The organism is Floridaenema flaviceps BLCC-F50, from assembly GCF_041929275.2.
Taxonomy (GTDB): Bacteria; Cyanobacteriota; Cyanobacteriia; order Cyanobacteriales; family Aerosakkonemataceae; genus Floridanema; species Floridanema flaviceps.
This window is the reverse complement of the sequence record NZ_JBHFNR020000001.1, coordinates 3,502,175-3,522,742: the sequence shown is the minus strand read 5'-3', so window position 1 is coordinate 3,522,742 and position 20,568 is coordinate 3,502,175. Positions and strand designations below refer to the sequence as shown.

Sequence of the window (20,568 nt, the reverse complement as noted above, 5' to 3'; positions counted from 1 at the left end):
TCCCATCTGCGTTTATCTGCGTTTATCTGCGGTTAAAAATTCTCCCCTGTACCAACTAAGGACGATGACTGCGGCGAATTTCAGTAATTTGATCTGCTACATCCAAAATCGCAGATGGCATTTCTGGGCCTGTCATAATAATATCGACATGATGGGGGCGTTTAGCAATAAATTCCAATACTTCCTTTTCGGGAATTAAACCAAAATTCACCGCCAAACTTAACTCATCCAGAACTACCAAATCATACTTTCCTTCGCCCACAACTTTTTGAGTGTACTTCCACAAATCCCGCAAAGAATTCATCTCTACTTCATCCAATTGTGGCGTGTCAATGCAGCGTGGTAAGTCGCAACGCACCCAATCTAAATTTTGTCCTAAACGAACTGGATGTTGATACCCCTGATTAATTCCTCCTTTGAGGAATTGAACTACCAAGACAGGCGTTCCTTGTCCGGCAATTCTTAATGCTTGCGCCATGACACTGGTGAAGAAACTGCGATGGGAAGAGGTAAAAACTTGTACCAATCCTTCAATTTCCGGCAATATGTCGCGCTGTGTGGTGTCGTAACTTTCACGAACAGAATTAACAGTTGGGGTTTCTATCTGGGCTACCATAAGTCAATAATTGATGTTCAGCAACCAGCCGACTGCACTATTTATTTAGCGCTGTCAGTTGGCTTACCTTACAAAATATAGTGTATTTTTTGCTTAGTATCCATAATAAAACACTATATATACAATTAAGTCAATACTAAATTTGTCGGGAATTTCTTAATCTTTAGTAATAACGACCAAGATAAGCAGTAGGATAACTTTGACAACCTCACCGAAATCCTTCAATTGTATGCTTCATCAACTCGTCAGCTTGCACTTGGCAAAATTTGTTGCAATACCTCTTCATTAACAGAGGGAAGAATTGTATTTAATTTTTGCATAGCTGCATTTTTCAAAATACGTATAATATTTTCTAAAGACTGAATATCATTTCGCAATGATAACTTTTGTTCAGATATTTGAACGCCTTCAGGTTCTCGAATAAACATTTCTGCCGAAATAAAACTAAATAATGTAAACTTTACTGTTTCTGATGAAATTTCTCCATTCAATGCATTACTTTATACTGACGATCTTCTTCATCTGGATCTGTTATCCAAATAAAGTCGTCACAAACAGCTTGAAAAGTTTTATTAGTTGTAAATATTTCTAAAGATGGACGAACGTGCGCTAAATCAATAGCGTCAATGGCAAGTTGAATATCTGCGGCATTTTTCTTATGTTCACGAGAAAAGCCAAAGACTTGAATTGGATCTATTCCCAGTTCATTGATTTCGCCTCGCATGATTGAAAGGCGGGAATCACTCCAATTTGCATAGGCTCGCTGAACGGCAATTTGCCCAATTTTTTCGGTTTTACGAATTGATTCAAGAATCTCCTCTAAAGATAGATTGGCAATCATCTGTTGTGAGAAGCTATACCCTTTTAATAGATTTTCTATGTCATAAAAAATTGCTGTGTTGAACCTCACTATGAAACCTCATCTCTTTTGTCAATTCTACTTAAAACGCAATAGTTCCCAATCTCCTCCAAGTATGACTCTAAGGTGGGAGTAAGCAAGCTAACTAAGCATTATGATAAACAAGAAAATATTAGAATAGCTTAAATGTTAAGCTAATGTCGATTTTTTATGGCAGTTTTGGGGAGAAGTTGTGCTGTGAGATTAATAATTTTAGGAGGCGCAGGTGCGGGGAAAAGAACCCAAGCGCAAAGGCTATCTTCTCATTTATCTATTCATTGGATTTCCACTGGGGATATTTTACGGGATGCGATCGCCACTCTCACCCCATTAGGTAAGCAAGCGCAAGCTTTTGTGGAAAAGGGCGAACTCGTACCTGATGAGATTATGATTGAATGTATGCGCCAAAGGTTATTATTATCTGATGTGGCTAAAGGATGGGTGCTTGATGGTTATCCGCGAACGGCTTTTCAAGCAGAAGAGTTAGATTTTTTGTTAGAAGATTTGGGACAACAGCTAAATTGGGCAATTTGGTTAGATGTACCCCAGTCTGTTTTAGAAGTTCGTTGTTTAAAGCGGGGATTGATTGACGACCAACCAGAAATTATCCAGCGGCGAATTCAATTATTCCAAGAACGAACGATGCCGATTTTGGATTACTATGGTTATCGCCAAAGGCTTTTATCGATCGATGGCGAACAAACTCCCGAACAAGTGCAGCAAAATATATTGAAAAGAATTAGTCAAACTGCTGTATCCTAGTTTAAATTTCGAGGCAAGTGCGATGTCTTGGCAACGTCCTGATGGTAGAGAACCATACCAATTACGCCCAATTCGGTTTGAGCGCAATTTCACTCGTTTCGCTTCCGGTTCGGTGTTGACTCACTGCGGCGATACGCAAGTTCTTTGTACTGTAAGCGTACAAGAAAGTGTACCTAAGTTTTTGGAAGGTAAGGGTCAAGGTTGGTTAACTGCGGAATATCGAATGCTTCCGGGCGCAACTCCCCAACGTCAAGAACGGGAGTTTATGAAACTTTCGGGAAGAACGCAAGAAATTCAAAGGTTGATTGGTCGTTCTTTAAGGGCGGCTTTGGATTTGAATGTTTTGGGGGAGAGAACGATCGTAGTTGATGCTGATGTTTTGCAAGCTGATGCGGGAACGCGAACGACGGCGATTACTGGGGGTTTTGTAGCTTTGGCTGATGCGATCGCAAAATTACTAAATGAAGGTAAGTTGGAGCGATCGCCAATTATTCACCAAGTCGCCGCTATCTCCGTCGGACTTCTGCAAGGCGAACCTTTCCTCGACCTCAACTATCCCGAAGATGTCTCCGCTGAAGTTGATTTTAACGTGGTAATGAATGAAAACCTTTCCATGATTGAACTTCAGGGAACCGCTGAACATGGGTTTTTCACTCGCACTCAACTAAACCAACTACTCGATGTCGCCGAAAAAGGCATTCGTGACCTCTTAGAAATGCAGCGGGAAACCTTGGGAACTTTCCTTAGCTAAGTCTGAAATGCTTGTGTAGAGGGCATTTCACTTTTTTAGGGGGGTTATATGGGCGCACCTTTCCCATTTTAGGTTCTATTTTAGCAAAAAAATCAACTAATAGCAAGAGGCAAAAAGATAAAATTTTTCGTGGCAATTTTGCAGCGAACAAATGACTCAATTTGGTTTAAAAAAGGTGTAATCTTCCTCAAACACATCTTCCCAAGAAAGAGAGGTTAACTCGCAGCTTTTACCCATTTCGTCTTCAGCATCTTTGATTGCCCTTTTTAAGCATTTCTGCCAAATAGACTCTATATAATTCCGATTCAAACTCGGAACTTCTTCTTGAATATCGGCAATTTCTAACCGCGCCGATCGAATGGTAATACTCCAACTAGAACTACGCATCTCTGGTTGACATTTCCATTTAATGATATGAGCCATCAATCTAGTTAATTGACTGATCATTGCCAACTTTTTCGATTTACCCATTGATTCGATTAAAGTGTAGAGTCCCTGATTTGCTTCCATCAACTTTCCCTCTTCCAAAAGTTGCTGAACCAAGACAGCAGTTTGATATTCCGAACTAGCCGCTAACCATTCCCAATCTTGTAGAGTTGGCATATTTTACTTTTCTAGCATTGCAAATATATTTTAGCTAGATCCCCGACTTCTTTAAGAAGTCGGGGATCTGAAAGACTTAGAGCAGTTTCGTTCCTTTCGGGCAGAAAATTTTATTTTCTCTATATTGTGGTTTTCATGCTGAGACCAGTATTTTTTTTGAGCTTCATTAATTAGGCTCACATTATCTAGGGCTTTTGATTGTTCTTGCCGATAAAGCAGTTGCACATACAATCCATCCCAAGTAGAAAAGAAATAACTGCCTGTTGCAATAAAACTCAAAATTAAGATAAGTGGGATATAAATTAATCTGCATACTTTCATCATACTTCACCTATTTTTCAAGGGGTTATATGAGCGCATCTTTCCCATTATGAGTCAAATAATACCAAAGAAATCAACTAATAGCAAGAGGCAAAATATAAAAATTTTTTAAGTAATTTTCAATTTCACGAATGGGTTAATTTGGTTACAAAGATTATATCAAAACCTGTGGTCTAGAAGAAAAAAATCGCATTGTCATCATGGCAAACAAAACGGTTTTGTTTTTTTGCTTGTAAACGGTTTACAGAAACGATCGCCAAGTGAAAAGACATGGGAAAATAGGTTCCGAGAAGCATTGATCTGGAAAAGTTAACTTAACACAGACAAAATCATGAATAAATTCTTTTCGACTCTATCCTTAACAACAGTTACAACTTTAGCTATTGCACTCACTGGAGTAGCAATCAGTAATCACCTTGTTTTAGGACAGGCATCTATTGACTTAGCCAAGTTACGTAGCGATGCTTTATCTGCACACAACACTTATCGAGCCAAGCATCAGAGTCCTAACATGACCATTGATGAGACTCTCAACCAGAGCGCACAAGCTTGGGCACAAACCATAGCAGCTAAAGGTAATTTAGAACACAGTACCAATCGAAACAATGTAGGAGAGAACATATACTGGACTGGAGACTCAACAAACTTAGGTAGCGCAGCAGTTCAGGATTGGTACAGTGAAATTAAAGACTATGACTACACCAGCTCTGTATTTTCTAGCGCAACCGGACATTTTACTCAGGTAGTCTGGAAGGGTAGTACCAAAGTAGGCTGTGGTGCTGCACCTGGCCCTGCAACAATTGAGGGTACTAAATACGATGGCTTCTATGTAGTTTGTCAGTATGCTCCCGCAGGAAATGTACAAGGGCAGTTTGCTGATAATGTACTAAAACCGCAGTAGTTGATTACCAACCGCTAGGTTAAGCGTAAAAGGCGATCGCTACATCATCAATTTTGCCACAGCAAAAGTTTAACACTACCAACAAGTATAAGCAGCAATTATATAGGACAAAGATTTTAGTTTTGACTTGGATCTTTGTTCGATGTTGTCGTTGAGGCGATCGCTCTATAATCCAATTCACCACAGCAAAATTGTCCAAAGTCCAATGTTTAGGCTCATAGCTTCTTCGTAGGGGTAGATCTAGCGAATTTCTGAGTCAATTTGGAAAGAGGAGAAAATTGCTGTAATTCTCTCCTCTGCTTCCTTGCTGCCTCAATAATTATAGGACTTACGCATTGACACTATATATGGTGGAATGGTGCGTTACACTGGCGTTTTTCTTGAATGCCGTAGGCTATACGCACCCTACGAATAAAGCTCAATAATTAATTCAAATGCGTTACAGCTTACTGAGCTTGTTGACGACGATTTTGACGTTCTTGGCGCATTTGTTGCATTTGTTGCTGTTGTTCAGGAGTTAAAACAGCTTGCATTTTTTGGCGAGATTCTTCTCTAATACGTTTAATTTGTGCTTGTTGATCCGCAGTCAGATTCAAAGAAGCCCAAACTTGACCACGTTGACCGCGACGATCGCCACCTTGTTGAGCTTGTTGTTCTCCTCTTTGTTGTCTTCTTTGTTCTCTAGCTGCACGCAATTTGTCTTTCTGTTCTTGGGTGAGAACATTTTCAATTTGGGTGCGAGTCGCTTCCCGAATTTGCCGCATTTGGGTTTTTTGCGCGTCAGTCAAATTCAGTCGATTTCCTTTCCCTTGAGCCAAAATTAGCTGTTGCTCGGAAGTAGGGGATAGGGGTTTTGCTTGAGCTAAATTTACCCAAGCTGTAGACATAACTAAGGTGGCGGTTGTTCCCAAAACTGCAATTAATTTCGTGTTCATAGTTAACTCAATCAAAAACCGCGTTTTTAGACGGGTAGGTTTCCTAAAAGGTTCAAGTTTTCGTCATTTGTCATTTGTCATTGGTCATTGGCATTTGGTAATTACGAATGGCTAAATTTTGTTGACTTTTAGGGGAATTTGTGCAAGAAAAAGTTCTGCAAAATTTTACTGAAACATGAAGATTTATTGCTCTAAAACAACTCTTTTGTTGTTTTAATAAGTGGTAAATTCCAGTCAGGAAAAGGTTTTGAGCGATCGCAAACCCAGCAAAACCCGCAATATTACCTACTCCATAAAACCCAGTATCTCTGAGAGAATCAGAAACGGTTTGATAATCAAGCAATTATCTTTGGGTTGTCAGGATAAGGGAGAACACTATGAAATTAGCTTACTGGATGTATGCAGGTCCCGCTCATATTGGCACGCTACGGATTGCCAGTTCGTTCAAAAATGTTCATGCGATTATGCACGCGCCTTTGGGGGATGATTATTTTAATGTGATGCGATCGATGTTAGAACGGGAAAGAGATTTTACACCTGTGACTGCTAGTATTGTAGACCGTCACGTTTTAGCCAGAGGTTCCCAAGAAAGGGTTGTTGATAATATTACCCGCAAAGATCAGGAAGAACGCCCAGATTTGATCGTGTTAACTCCGACTTGCACATCTAGTATTTTACAAGAAGATTTGCAGAATTTTGTCGATCGCGCCCAGCTAGAAGCGAAAGGCGATGTGATGTTAGCGGATGTAAATCATTATCGCGTGAATGAACTGCAAGCAGCCGATCGCACTTTACATCAAATCGTCCAATATTATATAGAGAAAGCGCGGAAACAAGGCAATCTTCCTGAAGGTAAAACCGAAAAACCATCAGTTAATATTATTGGCGTGACAACTCTAGGTTTCCACAATCAACATGATTGCATGGAACTGAAAAAGTTAATGACCGATCTGGGAATTGAAGTTAACCAAGTTATTCCCGAAGGTGCTTCCGTTCAAAACTTAAAAAATCTGCCGAAAGCGTGGTTTAACTTAGTTCCTTATCGGGAAGTTGGGTTAATGGCAGCTAAATATTTAGAACAAGAATTCGGCACACCTTATATAGATATCACCCCAATGGGAGTGGTAGAAACGGCGCGTTGTATCCGCAAAATTCAACAAGTAATTAATGCCCAAGGTGCGGAAGTTGACTACGAAGAATTCATCAACGAACAAACCTTGTATGTTTCGCAAGCTGCTTGGTTTTCTCGTTCCATTGACTGTCAGAATTTAACCGGGAAAAAAGCGGTTGTATTTGGAGATAATACCCACGCTGCTGCTATTACCAAAATTCTCGCTCGTGAAATGGGAATTCATGTAGTTTGGGCGGGAACTTATTGTAAATATGATGCTGATTGGTTCCGGGAACAGGTTAGCGAATATTGCGATGAAGTGATTATTAGTGATGATAATGGTGCGATCGGAGATGCGATCGCCAGAGTCGAACCCTCCGCCATTTTCGGCACCCAAATGGAACGTCACGTTGGTAAACGTTTAGACATTCCCTGCGGCGTAATAGCATCACCAATTCACATTCAAAACTTCCCCATTGGATACAAACCTTTCGTCGGATACGAAGGCACAAATCAAATAGTTGATTTAATCTACAATTCCTTCACCTTGGGAATGGAAGATCACCTATTAGAAATCTTCGGCGGACATGATACCAAAGAAGTAATTACCAAAGGAATTTCTGCTGATTCTGACTTAGGTTGGACGAAAGAAGCACAAGCAGAATTGAATAAAGTTCCTGGTTTTGTCCGGGGTAAAGTGAAGCGAAATACCGAAAAGTTTGCCCGTGAAAGAAACATTTCGCAGATTACTGTTGAAGTAATGTATGCAGCAAAAGAAGCAGTCGGTGCTTAGTTAGCTGTTAGTAGTAGGGTGGCAATGTTCACCCTACGAAAATTTTCGCTTAGTTTAAATTACAAAAAAGGACTTACTTATGAGCAGTAACTTATCCAATAACAGTTCAAATCAAAATCGACTGTACACCAGATTCATTACTAATCTAAAAATACTTCAGTTTGTCGGTTATTTTATTGTAGTCGCAATTAATGCTTCTGTACTATTTTATAACCGAGGATTCGCCAGCCCATTCTTTTTCTTTTCTTTATTTAATGTTTTAATTAGCTGTGTAGTTATTTACGTAATTACAGAAGCTTTGAGAGCAATTATCGACCTCCTAAGTCGGATAGAACGAAATACGAGGTCTGAATAATGTATTGAGGATGTGCGATCGTCTATTTGTTTTGCAATTAAATCCCTGTTTGCTAAAATACAGACGCAGGGAAAAAATAAATCCGTATTTGCTAAAAAAAGAAAACACCAGCTTGTTAGCAGCAGTAATTTATTTCAGCTTTGAACACTAAAATAATGAGTAACTCTATCACCTTTCAAACACTAATTGATTACGTTGAAGCACTCTCCCCAGAAGACCAAGATTTATTAATTGAACTCATCCAAAAGCGGCGTATAGAAAACCGAAGGGCGGAGATTGCTGAAAATGCCAATCAAACTTTAACAGCGCTAAAATCAGGAACAGCTAAACGTGGAACATTAGCAGATATTAAAGCAGATTTATTGAGTGAAGAATGACATCACCAAACCTTTACGAAAAAGATTTTTACTCATGGACGCAGGAACAAGCGTCTTTACTCCGCAATCAACAATGGAGTCAGCTTGACTTAGAAAATTTAATTGAGGAAATAGAATCTTTGGGTAAACAGCAACGTCAAGAACTGCGAAATCGTTTAAGCTTGCTAATTGGACATTTACTAAAATGGGAGTATCAATCAGAACGCAGAACTCGGAGTTGGTTAGCAACAATTCGCATTCAACGTTTGGATGTTTCCGAGTTACTAGAAGTTAATCCCAGTTTAAAACCTTACTTGGAAGAAGCACTACAAAAAGCTTACATTAAAGGTGTGGAATTAGCTGTTAAGGAAACAGAATTGTCTCGTCGGACTTTTCCGGTAGAATGCCCCTATAGTTTATCTGAGATTTTAGAAGATTCTTTCTATCCAGGGGAAGCGAGTGAGTGGGAAAATGAGTAGGGTTCATTGTGCGATCGCTTAAGTCTAAAATCAAATGTTTGTTATGAGAAGTGTCAACAATTTAGGTCTGTAAAAAACCGCTATAAAACCTAAGTTGGTAAATTAATTTTGTGTTTGCTAACCGATGTAATAAACCTAAGTTGGGTAAATTAATTTTGTGTTTGCTAACTACTGTAGTAAAATTAAGTTGGGTAAATTAATTTTGTGTTTGCTAAGAACAGAAGCAAGGAAAACGCCACCCAGCTTGTAACGTCAAACCCGTTAGCCCATATCTTTCAGGAGTATCAACAAGAGGATTATAGTTATGTCATCTCCAGCTATTACTACCATCATCGCTATGATGGAATCTTTACCAGAAAATTTGCAAGAACAAGTAGCTGAACATTTACGAGAATATATTGCTGATTTAGAAGATGAGAGGAAATGGGATAAATCCTTTAAGAAAACACAACAGCAACTAATTGATGCGGCGCGACGTGCTAAAAAAGAAATTGCCGAAGGAAAAGCAAAACCATTAGACTACGATCAGTTATGAAGTCCGCAACTCTTCCTGCTTTTTGGACTGCTTACGCTTCTCTGGATAACGAGATTCAACAAAGAGCCAAAAAAGCTTATCGCCTGTGGTCAGAAAATCCCTTTCATCCATCATTGCACTTCAAATGTATTAATAAAGAAGAAAATATCTGGTCTGTAAGAATAACGCGAAATTATCGCGCTGTAGGAATTTTGGATAATGATACAGTTACTTGGTTTTGGATTGGAAGTCACGATGATTACGAGCAGTTTTTCTCGTAAAAGGTTTAGGTTGTGCGATCGCCAACTTCCATTTCCCCCCAACGCTCGCTAAAATTAACTCAATCCCTGATTAGCAAAAAAAGTAGATCAACTCCTATCCAGAACAACCAAACAACCACCATTGGAATAATTCACTCAATTTTACCACCAAGATTTAGGACTCATCAAAGGTGGAAGATCGGGAGAATAGACAGTATGGATTTTTATTGTTTTATCACTGCTACCAGTTATAATAGTCTGTCCATCTGGTGCAATTATTATAGAATTGATAGAACCTGAATGTACAGTAAAAGTACGATCTTCTTTCGTTTTTAGGAACCAAACTTTCATTATTTGGTCACTACTGCCACTAACGAGAATTTCTCCATTCCGACTAATTGCCAGAGTATTAACCGAAGCTGTATGTCCGGTAAAAGTGTAAATTTCCTTACCTGTACTCAGTTTCCATAATTTAATTGTCCGGTCTTCACTGCCACTGATAATAATTTTCCCATTAGAACTGAAAATAATAGATTTAACAGATCCTAAATGCCCTGCCAAAGTTAAAACTTCTTCACCAGTACTAACTCGCCATATTTTAATAGTTTTGTCATCACCACTACTAGCTAAAAACTCACCATCAGGGCTGAAAGCAACAGACTTAACTCCAGCAAACCAATCTGAATTTCCTGCAAGTGCGGAAATTTCCTTACCAGTATTTAACTGCCAAATTTTAACGGTTTTATCATCACTACCGCTAGCTAAAAGCTGACCATTGGGACTAATACTAACAGACCTAATTGCTCCTGAATGACCGCTAATAGTATAGATTTCCTTACCAGTAGTTAACTCCCAGACTTTAATATTTTTGTCTTCACTACCGCTTGCTAGTATTTTTCCATTAGGGCTGATAGCGATCGACTTAACCCCTGCAAACCAGTTAGAAGAATTTTCACCTAAACTACCAATTTCTTTACCTGTTTCAAAATTCCATAATTTAATAGTTGTGTCATCACTACCACTAGCTATCATCTTTCCATCTGGGGTGATAACAACTGCATTAATACTGCTTGAATGCCCTTCAAGAGTTAATGAACATTGCCAAGACTTAAATTCAAATTCATTATCAGATTTAGGATTAGTTACTCTGGGTGCTTGTTGTTTTTCTGTTTCTGATAAAGAGCGACGAGAACTTTCTTGATAAGACTGAGGCTGTGGTTGTAAATTGGAAGATACTTTAGATGATGCTTGATTCAAATCTTTGAGAACTTCCGATACTTCTTGATAGCGCCGATTGGTAGCACTTTCACTCAGCTTATCCAACATAAAACTAAGTTCATTACTAACAGGATTATTAACTAAGTAATGTCGCCATATCCAAGTATTTTCACCCGGATCAAATAGTGCAAAAGGCGAAATCTGAGTCATCAAATGGATACAAGTTACCCCTAAACTATATAAATCGCTGGCAAAAATTGCTTTACCTCTAGCTTGTTCGGGTGCGACATACTCAGGGCTACCAATGCTAGTTCCTGTTTTGAGTAGGGCAGTTCCCGTTGCATATTTAGCCGCACCAAAATCTACTAAAACTAGCTGCCCATCATGGCGACGAATTATATTTTCTGGCTTTATATCTCTGTGAATAACATTGTGAGAGTGAATAAATTCAAGTACTGGCAATAAGTTCTTAAGTAAGTCTCGAATCTGGCTTTCACTAAAAGCACCTTCTGTCTCTAATACTTTAGCTAAATTTTGCCCATCGATAAATTCTTGCACTAAGTAATGGCGGTTATCTTGAGTAAAATGTGCTAGGAGTTCAGGTATTTGAGGATGTTTACCTAATTCATCCAATCGAACAGCTTCTTGTTCAAATAACTCAGCTGCTTTCTGAGTATTGCTAGTACCTTGTGCCTGTGGAAAAAACTGCTTAATGACACAACGAGGTTTAGAAGGCTTATCTTCATCTATTGATAGGAAAGTTCTGCCAAAACCACCCTGACCTATAAGTTTAATAGCTCGGTAGCGTTCTTTGAGGAACAACTTTGACCCACAATTTTGACAAAATTTTGTACCCTCAGCGTTTTGAGGCTTTTGGCAGTCGGGATTTAAACAGTAACTCATACTTACAAGAAATCTCTAATCTGACTCTACAGTAAGTTTTCCCAAAAATGCCGCTGGATTAACACAAAATCTAAATATCTCCACTACATCTGCGTTCATCCGCGTTCATCTGCATTCATCTGCGTTAAAAAAAGCGATCGCACCCCCCACAAAAAACCCCCTACTACATCTGCGTTCATCTGCGTTCATCTGCGGTTCAATTTCAACTATTCATTCCCCCACATCTTCTACTTCTTCCGCATCAAAATCAACCTTCTCATAAATATCCTCCAAAGACACCTCCACCGCAAAAGAACTAAAAACTAACGCCAAATCTTCCTCATCATAAACACAATAAGACCACCGTTTATTTTCCTGTTTAGAAAACTGTTCTATAAACCTCTGACTTTGGTCAATCAAAATATATTCTTGAAAACTAGGTATCGTCTGATAAAACTGAAACTTCCCACCTCGATCGTAATCTTTAGTAGACTTAGATAACACCTCCACGATTACTTGAGGATTAGTAACTGTATCCTTTCGTTGCTCAAAATATTCCGGTTTTCCCGCAATTACCATCACATCTGGATAAGTGTAACTTCGTTTTTTAGGTATCCACAAACGCACATCACCCATAAAAACTCGATAATCTTTTCTTTTGAAAGCAATGCTTAAAGCAACACTTACATTCAGTGCAATTTGATTGTGATTAGTAGTTCCACCCGTCATCGGTACAATCTCCCCATCGTAATATTCACTTTTGTATTCCGCCGCTTCTTCCAATGCTAAATATTCCTCTGGAGAGTAGTAACGCTTTTCAATTGCTTGGATAATTCCCGTCATTGGCTAATTCTCCTAACTAGATATTTTCCAACTTACTGGGAGAAATGCCGATCGCACTTCCCCCAACTTTCCCAATCAACCTTTTTTCTTCTCCTCAGAATCTTCTACCAACTCAGCTTTAATTTGAATAATCTCTGGCGCTTCCGGTAAAGCAGGATTTTCTGATTTTTGTTGAGTTTCAGAAAGTTGTTCTTTTGCTTGATCTGCTAATTCTTTCGCCTTATCTTTAGCTTGTTCCGCAATACTCTGCGCCCCTTTTGCCAGAGAATCTAAATGGCGCTTTGTCTCCTCTAAATCTGTCTTTAACAATTCTTTAAACTGCCCTACTTTTTGATTTAAACCCTCAGAATAAAACTCCGGTTCTTGAAAAGTTGCTTCCTCCACAATTAACCGCTTACTACCAATACTCTGAATTTTAGAAATTTGTAGAATGTAAAGACCATTTAAAATTCCCTTCCACCCACTAGAAGTAAATAAATAATTAATTACCGCACCAGTTTCAGGAACAATTAAATAATCTACTAATTTTCCCACTTTACTACCAGTATCCGTCCAGACTTCATGACCGATTAAAGAATATGCTTCATCAGGTTTATCTGGATTAGCAAATTCTTCACGATTAATATTCACCAAAATGCTATGTTCGCCAAATGATTCAATTTGTTGCCAAAGTACCCGTTGTTTACTGCTACCTAAAAAACCTGACTTACAAGTTAAACCTAATACTTGATGAGTTTGCAGATTTAACCATAAATGGTCTATTCGTCCTAACTCTTCTGCGGTGCGGCGATCGAGCACTAACAGATTAATTAGTTGGCTGTGCTTAATCACTGATTCTTGTGTATCCATAAATTACCTCCTAACCTCTGAAATAACGTTGCTGTAAAATTATAAGTAAAATATAGTGGAATTTTACTCTATCCAGAATCAGATTCAATTCCCTAAACTAGATTAACCTTAATTAACCACGCCTATATTTAAGAAAAATTTTATGATTAAATGGCTAACTGGAAATAAAAAAGAGCGTCTCAAAAATTTTTTCTACTATTCTTTATTAGGCAAATTATCCTTGCTTACCTTGTTAGCTATTGGTTATTTTACACCAGTAATCAACTGCGATATTGCCCAAGAAAAATGTGATTTTTCCGTTTGTGTTATTAACGATGGAATGCACATAAATATTGTTCTTCCGGTCAGCAATAGCTTAGTTGATTGGCGCGAATTTATTAATATTTCCGCTATTGGGAAAGATGCTACAGCTAATTATAAATATCTTACTTTTGGTTGGGGCGATCGAGATTTCTATATTCAAACTCCTACCCTGGCAGAATTAAATCTCATTACTGCTGTCAAAGCACTATTTTTACCTACTCCTTCCACAATTCTTGTCCAAGGATTTGCCAAACTTCCCCAAAATCGAGAACTTAAATGCGTCAAAGTTACTAAAACCGATTACTTAAAATTAACTCAATTTATCCAGAATACTTTTCAATTCAATTCGCAGAATCAGCCAATTAGAATAGCCAATGGTCACTTATCTAGTAGTGGATTTTATGCCGCAAATGGGAGTTACTCAATACTGAGAACTTGTAATAATTGGGCAGCAGAAGCATTACGAAAAGCTGATGTTGATACACCTTTATGGGCGGGTCTTTCTTCAGCAGTGATGCTACATTTTGGTAGAACTTGTGAATGCAGCATTAGCTATAAAAAATCATTACTTCGCGATTATTCTGGAGGAATAGTTAAGTAAGTCATTTGATCTTTTGATGGGTCTGAATCATTCCCAGACGAGCGCTGAGATTCCGATTTCTTGCTAACTTTATCAGCATCTCCCACTTCTAATTGAATTTGAATTTTCGGCCCAGAATTTCCCAAACGGACAATCATGCCATCATTAACTTTTGTCTTTTTCACTGGGCGATCGTTCACATAAGTTCCATTGGAACCTAAACTAACAATTTCCCATTCCGAACCATTATGTACTAGCTCAATATGTTTCCGAGACACCACCGAGCTAAGAACCACCACATCATTCTCTTTAGAACGACCAATCTTAATTACAGGTTCAGCGTCAAAAGTCCAACTTTGAACCGGGGTAGATTGGCTAGGATGTAACAGATTTAAAGTAATCACAGCTATAAAATTGGGAACATATTTATGTGTATAATTGTTACGACATTGCGCCGCTTATGTCCAGCATATCAATTAAAGAATGGTTCGACAATTCCCGCAATAGTATAGTTACCAAATTCCGATGTAACTAACTGTAAACCGAATACTGACAATTATTTAACTTATTAAACTCAAGTTGTCAGTTATAAGATTGAGGCTGATAATAGGTAGTGGGTAGAAGGAATACCATTAGCACTTACCCACTAGCCACTAGCCACTACCCACTACCTACTACCTACTACCAATTACTCTCCCATCACGCTCGCTAGTAACTACCAACTTTAAGTTATTTATTTTGCCTAATAGGAATTTCAATCACCATTTCTGTACCCTGTCCTAGCGCGGAAATACACTTTAATTGACCACCGTGTTTTTCTACGACAATCTGATAACTAATTGATAATCCTAACCCAGTTCCTTGACCTACTGGTTTAGTGGTAAAAAAAGGATCGAAGAGTTTACGTCTAACATCCTCAGACATACCAGGGCCATTATCAAGAATCCGAATTGCCAACCAAGGAAACTTACCAATAGAACGAGAAGAATTTTGTCGAGATTGATTAGCTCGCGCATTCTCCCCCAAACCCTCAATCAACTCGGTGCGAATGCGAATACAAGGCGCAGAACACCGACCAGTATCGCATCTTTCCAAAGCATCGATCGCATTATTGAGCACATTCATAAACACCTGATTTAGCTGTCCTGGATAACACTCCACCAGAGGTAAATCCCCATACTCCTTAATCACCAAAATCCCTGGATATTCTGGAGTTCCCTTCAACCGATTTTGCAGAAGAGATAAAGTACTATCAATTCCCTCATGCAAATCCACAGGTTTCATTTCTGCTTGATCCAACAAAGCGAAATTCCGCAAAGACAAAACAATCTGGCGAATTCTTTCTGCCCCAATTTGCATCGAACTAAGTAACTTTAGCAAATCTTCCAACACAAAATTCAAATCAATTTCCTCAGCCCGAACTTGAACTTCTGGTACTGGAAGCGGATAATACTTTTGATAAAGTTGAACCACATCTAATAAATCTCGCGCATACTGACTAGCGTAAGGCAAATTACAATGAATAAAACTAATTGGATTATTAATTTCGTGAGCAATTCCCGCCACTAACTGTCCCAAACTAGACATTTTTTCCGCTTGAATTAGCGAAGCTTGAGTCGATCGCAACTGATGTAAAGTAGCTGCTAACTGAGCCGCTTGTTCTTGTAATTCTACCTCTCGGCGACGCAAAGCCTCTTCCACCTTTTGTCGTTTGGCAATATCTTGTTTGAGCAACTCATTAGCCGCTTTTAACTCAGCAGTTCGTTCCTCAACTTGCCTTTTCAAATGATCGTGAGCCTTTTGCAATTCGACTTCCGCTAACGCCCTGGAAAAAATTTCCCTCTGCAATCTTTGATTAGCTTCTCTTAATTCCGTCGTCCGTTCTTCCACCGCTCGCTGTAACTCTTCAATCACCCCATACATTTCCGTAGCACCGAGAACTTTCAACAAGCTAGTTTGGGAAACAATACCCAACAACTCCCCGTGCTCACCTGTGACTACCAAACGCCGGACATGACTCTGCTGCATCTGTTGATGAGCAATCCATAATGAATCGGAAGGATTTAAACAAAACAGTGGCGAACTCATCACCTCATGGGCTTGCATTTGGGATAAATTCAGTTCTAGCGCCTGAAACTGCACAATATCCCCCTCAGTGACAATTCCCACAGGTACTATGTAATTTCGTAATGGATTACCAATCTCTAAAGTTTTGTTCTCTTCAACCCTGGTAATTACCACACAACTTACTTTGTACTCTGCCATCAACTGAGCTAAATGCAAAACCGATGTAGTCATGGGTGCGCGAATCACCTGAGTACTCATCACATCCTCCACAGACCACAACCGCGTCAACAAATTAGCTGGTTGCATGGAGGCGCGAATACTCTTAGGTGTCAGCAGTCCCATCAATTCACCTTGGGAGTTTAAAACAGGTAAGTGGCGAATCCGATGTTGACGAAAAACTGACAAAGCCGTAAAAATATCTTGAGAATCTGACTCGATCAGCTTAATTACCGGACTGGACATCACCTGTGCGACTTTCACCCCTTGGAAGTTCATGCCGTTAGCCGTTAGCCGCACAATATCCCTTTGGGTGAATATCCCGACTAACTCAGAGTCTTTGATCACCAAAGCACAACTAGCTCTCTTGAAAGCCTGTGGAGAACTCACATCTGTTTGTTCTGATCGTGACCCAGTATCTACTGGACAACTACTTCGCATCTGGGCCATCAGGTGCAGTACATCAATTACAGGAGTATCCAGAGTGACTGTCACGGTATGAGAGTCAATGGCACTTTTTAGAGACAGGGAGTAAGGCGCTGCGCCGTTAAGCTGCATGGAGATAAAAATGATGTGATGATTACCACATCACCACATTAAATCAGCTTATAACATTTTGCATACCAGCCTCAATCTTATAACTAGCAACTTGAGTTAATAATCTAATTCGGTGCTGTCTTCTTTTTGTTGTTCACCTTTGGGATAAATTAAAGTATCTCTGGACTTTTCTCCCGGCTTCGCTTCTCCTGATACTGGTTTTTGCGAAGTCGTCTTTTGTCCATCTTTCGTACCAGAACTTCCCAGATGGATTTGAATTTGGGGCCCTGAGCGAGCTAATCGAATCATCACTCCATCTTTAATCGGTGCTTCAGTGATGCGTTTACCCTCTAAGTATGTGCCATTAGCACCCAAATTAATTACTTCCCAATTGGAACCTTGGCGACGTAGTTCCACATGATAGCGGGAGACTACGGCGCTATAAAGAATCACATCGTTATCGGTGGCACGTCCGATCCGAATCAGCGATTCTGCTTCAAAAGTCCAGCTTTGAATGGGAATCGACTGAAGCGGATGTAGTAGGTTTAGTGTAATCACATTGGTAGTGTCAACTCTGGGTCAAATCGGCTAGGAAAGCTGAAATAAGAATGTTACAAGATCTCCCTTACCCAGGGAAATGCGATCGCCAGAACGCAATCGATGTCGATTACCCTTTGGCAAAGGCGTATGGTTAATGTATGTTCCGTTAGAGCTTCCCACATCTTCAATATAGTAGGCATCTCCCTCAACTCGAATATCTGCGTGGATTCTGGAAACTACCTCAGAATTGGGAAATCCAGAAACGTCGATATCTGGAGGAATTTGCTCATTAGGTTTTCCCAAATGAATAATTGATAAATTTTGTGGTAATTCAATATTGGTTTTAGTTTGTACATGATTCAGCAAAGCTTTTTGTTGCTGAATCCGAGTCGGAGCAATGGTTCCTTGATTGGGAGCGGCGCTGTTACCTGATGCCATCACTGGGGTTACAGGTGCCGGGGATGGGGGTACAGTTGATGGAACACTCAAATTTTCGGGATTGGGTGAAGAACCGACAACCAAGGGATCTGGTTCCACTAAGGGATCTGGTGCTGGTAAAGAAGGCATTACAGGTGGCGCTGAGGGAGTCATTGCCACTGTCGGGGGTGCCGCTGTTTGTGGTTCTGCTTCTGCTTCTGCTTTATTCTGGAGACTAAAACCGCACTGACCACAGAAACTAGCATCTGTTTGTACTGGCGCACCACAGTTGGGGCAACTAGTAGTCGCGGGTAAGGGGGTGTAGCAGGCTTCGCATTGTACTGCGCCATCTGGATTTTGGTGATTGCAGTTTGGACAAACAATCATGAAGTTTTTTACCTAGAGATTATTGTCAAGGGGATTTGGGGGAATTTTAAGTATTTCCAGTTGCTCTCCTAAATAAATTTTATTATGGTTCTGAGGTAACTAAATTTAGATTTTTGGCTGCTGATTCATCTAATAACCACCAAAGTTGTCCTTGAGGTTGAATTAGTCGGGCAGGATAGGTCATTGCGTCGGCTTCTGGAGCAAAAACCTCGGCTAGGGCAGCCTGTTTATTGGCACCCGCAACAATAAATACCACATTACGAGCGTTGTTGATTAAAGGTACTGTAAAGGTTAAGCGGGGTTGTCCGTCTTTGTTGCCTACAGTAACTAAACGATCGCTTACTTGCAGTGCCTCTGTGTGGGGAAACAAAGAAGCAGTATGCCCATCATCTCCCATTCCTAATAAAACAATATCAAAAATTGGCAACTCCCCAGCCCAAGAGGAAAAGAATTCTCGTAATTCACTTTCGTGTTGCCCTGCGTCCGCTGCGGGATTGTCTGCTTTGGTGGGCATGGGATGAATATTGCTGCTGGGTATGTTTACTCGATCTAGCCAAGCTTGTCGAGCCATTTTTTGATTGCTGTCGGGATGGTCTGGTGGGACGTAGCGTTCGTCGCCCCAAAATACATGAATTTTTTCCCAAGGGAGGTCTTGGGTGGCGATCGCTTCATAAAGTGCTTTGGGTGTACTGCCGCCGGAAAGGGCAATGGTACAAATTCCCCGTAGTGCGATCGCTTCGGTAATTTTTTCGCCCACTAGACCCAGCGAGCGGGAAATTAAATCGGCCTGAGAAGGAAGTACTTCCACAATTTTACCCATGAGTTGCCACCCCTTTAGCTTTGTTTGTTTCCGAGTAAAGCATAATTTATCAGGAATAAAGAGTAACTTTTGTGTTAATCTTGCCATTTGGCAGAGTCAATAGTAACCTTAAACTAAAAAAATTTCAGTTAACTGTATTTGCGTCTACCTGTGTAACTGCTACTCTAAACTAATGATTTGACCTTACCTGTTATGAGCAACTAGCTAACAATTGCTGATCCGAAAATGGTAAATCCCAGAGAGAACGTTGCTAAGCAAGCAAGAAGTGGAAGCGTAGCGGCCATCATTCAACTCCTTAATGACAAACTGGCTGATACTGGAGTCAGAACTAGAGCCGTGCGAGAAAATGACTTATTACAATTGCTATGTGAAGCTGAAAAGGCCGATAAACTGGAAAAATCCACCTTAGTGCCGCAAATCCAGGAAATCTTGACCAGTATTAGCCCGCGCCATATTCGTCGGGCTAAAATTAATAGTCGCATTATTCAGGAACAGAAATTAATCTGGTTAGAAGAAATTAACCGCGATCCAGAGAATAAATTACTCTGGGTAGAGGAAATCAAACTACCCAAGCGTCATTTCTGGGATAGCTGGGCAGAAATTTTATCAGAGCAAAAAGTTAGCTTGGGTAAGCAACCGACACTAAAAGCTTGTTTAACTCCAGTGGAACGTTCTCGGCAACAATGGAGGCGAGGCATAATCGTCGGAGCATTATTGAGCTTATCAGTGTCATTAGTTAGCTCTTGGATTTATCAGAGTATAACTCGCCCAACAAGTCAAACAAGGGCGAAAAGATTAGATGCGATAGCACCCACTTGGCCCAACAAATCATTCCCTAATCAGAAAGCCAACACTGCCAAAGCTGTGGTTCAGCAAACCAGTGTATCCCTACCCACTGATTCCTTTAGCATAGCGGTGAAACTAGCAGAAGAAGCTGTAGCCGCAGGTCAAGTTGCCGAAACTCCGGCGCAGTGGTTAGAAATAGCTGCTACCTGGCAAAAGGCTTCGGATTACATGAGTAATGTACCAGTTGATGACGATCGCTACAAATTAGCGCAAAATCGTAAGGTGCTGTATCGCCAAAGTAGCGAAGTAGCTTTGAAAGAAGCCCAAAAAAAGCGCTCAACTCAGCGTTAAGTAAGAATTTTTTGTCCTTAGTACTTCAATTTAGTTGATCTCTAGAGAAAACACGGATGCTAGTTTTGTCCGTTAAGGATAATCTAGTGCCAGTTGTGTCAGTAATAGAGGTTCTGT

The 20,568-nt window shown here is 40.0% G+C and carries 26 protein-coding genes; 11 read left to right on the top strand and 15 right to left on the bottom strand.

What is annotated here, in order from left to right; all coding sequences use genetic code 11:
* Window positions 1-55: 55 nt before the first annotated feature.
* The 3 genes from ACE1CI_RS17145 to ACE1CI_RS17135 form a co-directional block, all read right to left on the bottom strand.
* Entirely contained in the window at window positions 56-616 is a 561-nt protein-coding gene (locus tag ACE1CI_RS17145) for a P-loop NTPase family protein (RefSeq protein WP_413263824.1), read from the bottom strand.
* A 245-nt stretch (window positions 617-861) separates the two neighbouring features.
* On the bottom strand, window positions 862-1,107 hold the full coding sequence (locus tag ACE1CI_RS17140) for a hypothetical protein (protein ID WP_413263825.1): 246 nt from the start codon (window positions 1,105-1,107) through the stop codon (window positions 862-864).
* A complete protein-coding gene (locus ACE1CI_RS17135) occupies window positions 1,104-1,526 on the bottom strand; it encodes an NYN domain-containing protein (RefSeq protein WP_413263826.1) in 423 nt (140 codons plus the stop codon). Before ACE1CI_RS17135 ends, ACE1CI_RS17140 begins: the two co-directional genes overlap by 4 nt.
* A 186-nt stretch (window positions 1,527-1,712) precedes the next feature.
* Between ACE1CI_RS17135 and ACE1CI_RS17130 the strand changes: the two genes are divergently transcribed.
* Window positions 1,713-2,276, top strand: a complete 564-nt coding sequence (locus ACE1CI_RS17130; protein WP_413263827.1) for an adenylate kinase — start codon at window positions 1,713-1,715, stop codon at window positions 2,274-2,276.
* 22 nt (window positions 2,277-2,298) lie between these two features.
* Complete coding sequence (gene rph, locus ACE1CI_RS17125; RefSeq protein ID WP_413263828.1) at window positions 2,299-3,027, top strand: ribonuclease PH; 729 nt, start codon at window positions 2,299-2,301, stop codon at window positions 3,025-3,027.
* 156 nt (window positions 3,028-3,183) lie between these two features.
* Here rph and ACE1CI_RS17120 read toward each other — a convergent pair whose 3' ends face one another.
* Window positions 3,184-3,630: a DUF29 domain-containing protein gene (locus ACE1CI_RS17120; RefSeq protein WP_413263829.1), complete on the bottom strand. Its 447-nt coding sequence runs from the start codon at window positions 3,628-3,630 to the stop codon at window positions 3,184-3,186.
* Between the two features lie 652 nt (window positions 3,631-4,282).
* On the opposite strand from ACE1CI_RS17120, the gene ACE1CI_RS17115 reads away from it, so the two are divergent.
* Window positions 4,283-4,852: a CAP family protein gene (locus ACE1CI_RS17115; protein WP_413263830.1), complete on the top strand. Its 570-nt coding sequence runs from the start codon at window positions 4,283-4,285 to the stop codon at window positions 4,850-4,852.
* A 19-nt stretch (window positions 4,853-4,871) separates the two neighbouring features.
* Here the strand turns inward: ACE1CI_RS17115 and ACE1CI_RS17110 are convergent, their stop codons facing one another.
* The 3 genes from ACE1CI_RS17110 to ACE1CI_RS17100 form a co-directional block, all read right to left on the bottom strand.
* Window positions 4,872-5,036 (bottom strand): hypothetical protein, encoded by a 165-nt coding sequence (locus ACE1CI_RS17110; protein WP_413263831.1) that lies wholly within the window; start codon window positions 5,034-5,036, stop codon window positions 4,872-4,874.
* Window positions 5,037-5,298: 262 nt separating this feature from the next.
* Entirely contained in the window at window positions 5,299-5,787 is a 489-nt protein-coding gene (locus ACE1CI_RS17105; RefSeq protein WP_413263832.1) for a hypothetical protein, read from the bottom strand.
* A 70-nt stretch (window positions 5,788-5,857) separates the two neighbouring features.
* On the bottom strand, window positions 5,858-6,130 hold the full coding sequence (locus ACE1CI_RS17100; RefSeq protein WP_413263833.1) for a hypothetical protein: 273 nt from the start codon (window positions 6,128-6,130) through the stop codon (window positions 5,858-5,860).
* A 34-nt stretch (window positions 6,131-6,164) separates the two neighbouring features.
* On the opposite strand from ACE1CI_RS17100, the gene bchB reads away from it, so the two are divergent.
* The 6 genes from bchB (at window position 6,165) to ACE1CI_RS17070 (ending at window position 9,676) form a co-directional block, all read left to right on the top strand.
* A complete protein-coding gene (gene bchB / locus ACE1CI_RS17095; protein ID WP_413263834.1) occupies window positions 6,165-7,691 on the top strand; it encodes a ferredoxin:protochlorophyllide reductase (ATP-dependent) subunit B in 1,527 nt (508 codons plus the stop codon).
* Between the two features lie 79 nt (window positions 7,692-7,770).
* Window positions 7,771-8,046 (top strand): hypothetical protein, encoded by a 276-nt coding sequence (locus ACE1CI_RS17090; RefSeq protein ID WP_413263835.1) that lies wholly within the window; start codon window positions 7,771-7,773, stop codon window positions 8,044-8,046.
* A 155-nt stretch (window positions 8,047-8,201) separates the two neighbouring features.
* The gene (locus tag ACE1CI_RS17085; protein WP_413263836.1) at window positions 8,202-8,423 is read left to right on the top strand and encodes a hypothetical protein; all 222 of its coding nucleotides are present in this window, start codon (window positions 8,202-8,204) and stop codon (window positions 8,421-8,423) included.
* Complete coding sequence (locus ACE1CI_RS17080) at window positions 8,420-8,881, top strand: DUF29 domain-containing protein (protein WP_413263837.1); 462 nt, start codon at window positions 8,420-8,422, stop codon at window positions 8,879-8,881. Before ACE1CI_RS17085 ends, ACE1CI_RS17080 begins: the two co-directional genes overlap by 4 nt.
* A gap of 304 nt (window positions 8,882-9,185) precedes the next feature.
* Window positions 9,186-9,416, top strand: a complete 231-nt coding sequence (locus tag ACE1CI_RS17075) for a hypothetical protein (protein WP_413263838.1) — start codon at window positions 9,186-9,188, stop codon at window positions 9,414-9,416.
* Window positions 9,413-9,676, top strand: coding sequence for a ParE family toxin-like protein (locus ACE1CI_RS17070; RefSeq protein ID WP_413263839.1), 264 nt, complete (start codon window positions 9,413-9,415; stop codon window positions 9,674-9,676). The genes ACE1CI_RS17075 and ACE1CI_RS17070 overlap by 4 nt, the downstream gene beginning before the upstream one ends.
* 141 nt (window positions 9,677-9,817) lie before the next feature.
* On the opposite strand, the gene ACE1CI_RS17065 is transcribed toward ACE1CI_RS17070, so the two are convergent.
* The 3 genes from ACE1CI_RS17065 to ACE1CI_RS17055 form a co-directional block, all read right to left on the bottom strand.
* Window positions 9,818-11,776: a protein kinase domain-containing protein gene (locus tag ACE1CI_RS17065; protein ID WP_413263840.1), complete on the bottom strand. Its 1,959-nt coding sequence runs from the start codon at window positions 11,774-11,776 to the stop codon at window positions 9,818-9,820.
* A gap of 210 nt (window positions 11,777-11,986) precedes the next feature.
* Window positions 11,987-12,598, bottom strand: coding sequence for a Uma2 family endonuclease (locus ACE1CI_RS17060; RefSeq protein ID WP_413263841.1), 612 nt, complete (start codon window positions 12,596-12,598; stop codon window positions 11,987-11,989).
* A gap of 75 nt (window positions 12,599-12,673) precedes the next feature.
* Window positions 12,674-13,447 (bottom strand): PRC-barrel domain-containing protein, encoded by a 774-nt coding sequence (locus tag ACE1CI_RS17055; protein ID WP_413263842.1) that lies wholly within the window; start codon window positions 13,445-13,447, stop codon window positions 12,674-12,676.
* 142 nt (window positions 13,448-13,589) lie between these two features.
* On the opposite strand from ACE1CI_RS17055, the gene ACE1CI_RS17050 reads away from it, so the two are divergent.
* Window positions 13,590-14,351 (top strand): DUF2459 domain-containing protein, encoded by a 762-nt coding sequence (locus tag ACE1CI_RS17050; RefSeq protein ID WP_413263843.1) that lies wholly within the window; start codon window positions 13,590-13,592, stop codon window positions 14,349-14,351.
* Here the strand turns inward: ACE1CI_RS17050 and ACE1CI_RS17045 are convergent.
* The 5 genes from ACE1CI_RS17045 to pgl all read right to left on the bottom strand — a co-directional run bounded on the left by ACE1CI_RS17045 (window position 14,327) and on the right by pgl (window position 19,314).
* The gene (locus ACE1CI_RS17045) at window positions 14,327-14,734 is read right to left on the bottom strand and encodes an FHA domain-containing protein (RefSeq protein ID WP_413263844.1); all 408 of its coding nucleotides are present in this window, start codon (window positions 14,732-14,734) and stop codon (window positions 14,327-14,329) included. The two genes, ACE1CI_RS17050 and ACE1CI_RS17045, sit on opposite strands and share 25 nt — an antisense overlap.
* Window positions 14,735-15,059: 325 nt before the next feature.
* On the bottom strand, window positions 15,060-17,171 hold the full coding sequence (locus ACE1CI_RS17040) for a CBS domain-containing protein (protein WP_459564037.1): 2,112 nt from the start codon (window positions 17,169-17,171) through the stop codon (window positions 15,060-15,062).
* Between the two features lie 96 nt (window positions 17,172-17,267).
* The gene (locus ACE1CI_RS17035) at window positions 17,268-17,708 is read right to left on the bottom strand and encodes an FHA domain-containing protein (protein ID WP_413263845.1); all 441 of its coding nucleotides are present in this window, start codon (window positions 17,706-17,708) and stop codon (window positions 17,268-17,270) included.
* 30 nt (window positions 17,709-17,738) lie between these two features.
* Window positions 17,739-18,494: a double zinc ribbon and FHA domain-containing protein gene (locus ACE1CI_RS17030; protein ID WP_413263846.1), complete on the bottom strand. Its 756-nt coding sequence runs from the start codon at window positions 18,492-18,494 to the stop codon at window positions 17,739-17,741.
* A gap of 82 nt (window positions 18,495-18,576) precedes the next feature.
* The gene (gene pgl / locus ACE1CI_RS17025; RefSeq protein WP_413263847.1) at window positions 18,577-19,314 is read right to left on the bottom strand and encodes a 6-phosphogluconolactonase; all 738 of its coding nucleotides are present in this window, start codon (window positions 19,312-19,314) and stop codon (window positions 18,577-18,579) included.
* 225 nt (window positions 19,315-19,539) lie between these two features.
* On the opposite strand from pgl, the gene ACE1CI_RS17020 reads away from it, so the two are divergent.
* Entirely contained in the window at window positions 19,540-20,451 is a 912-nt protein-coding gene (locus ACE1CI_RS17020) for a hypothetical protein (RefSeq protein WP_413263848.1), read from the top strand.
* The last annotated feature ends 117 nt before the right edge of the window (window positions 20,452-20,568 follow it).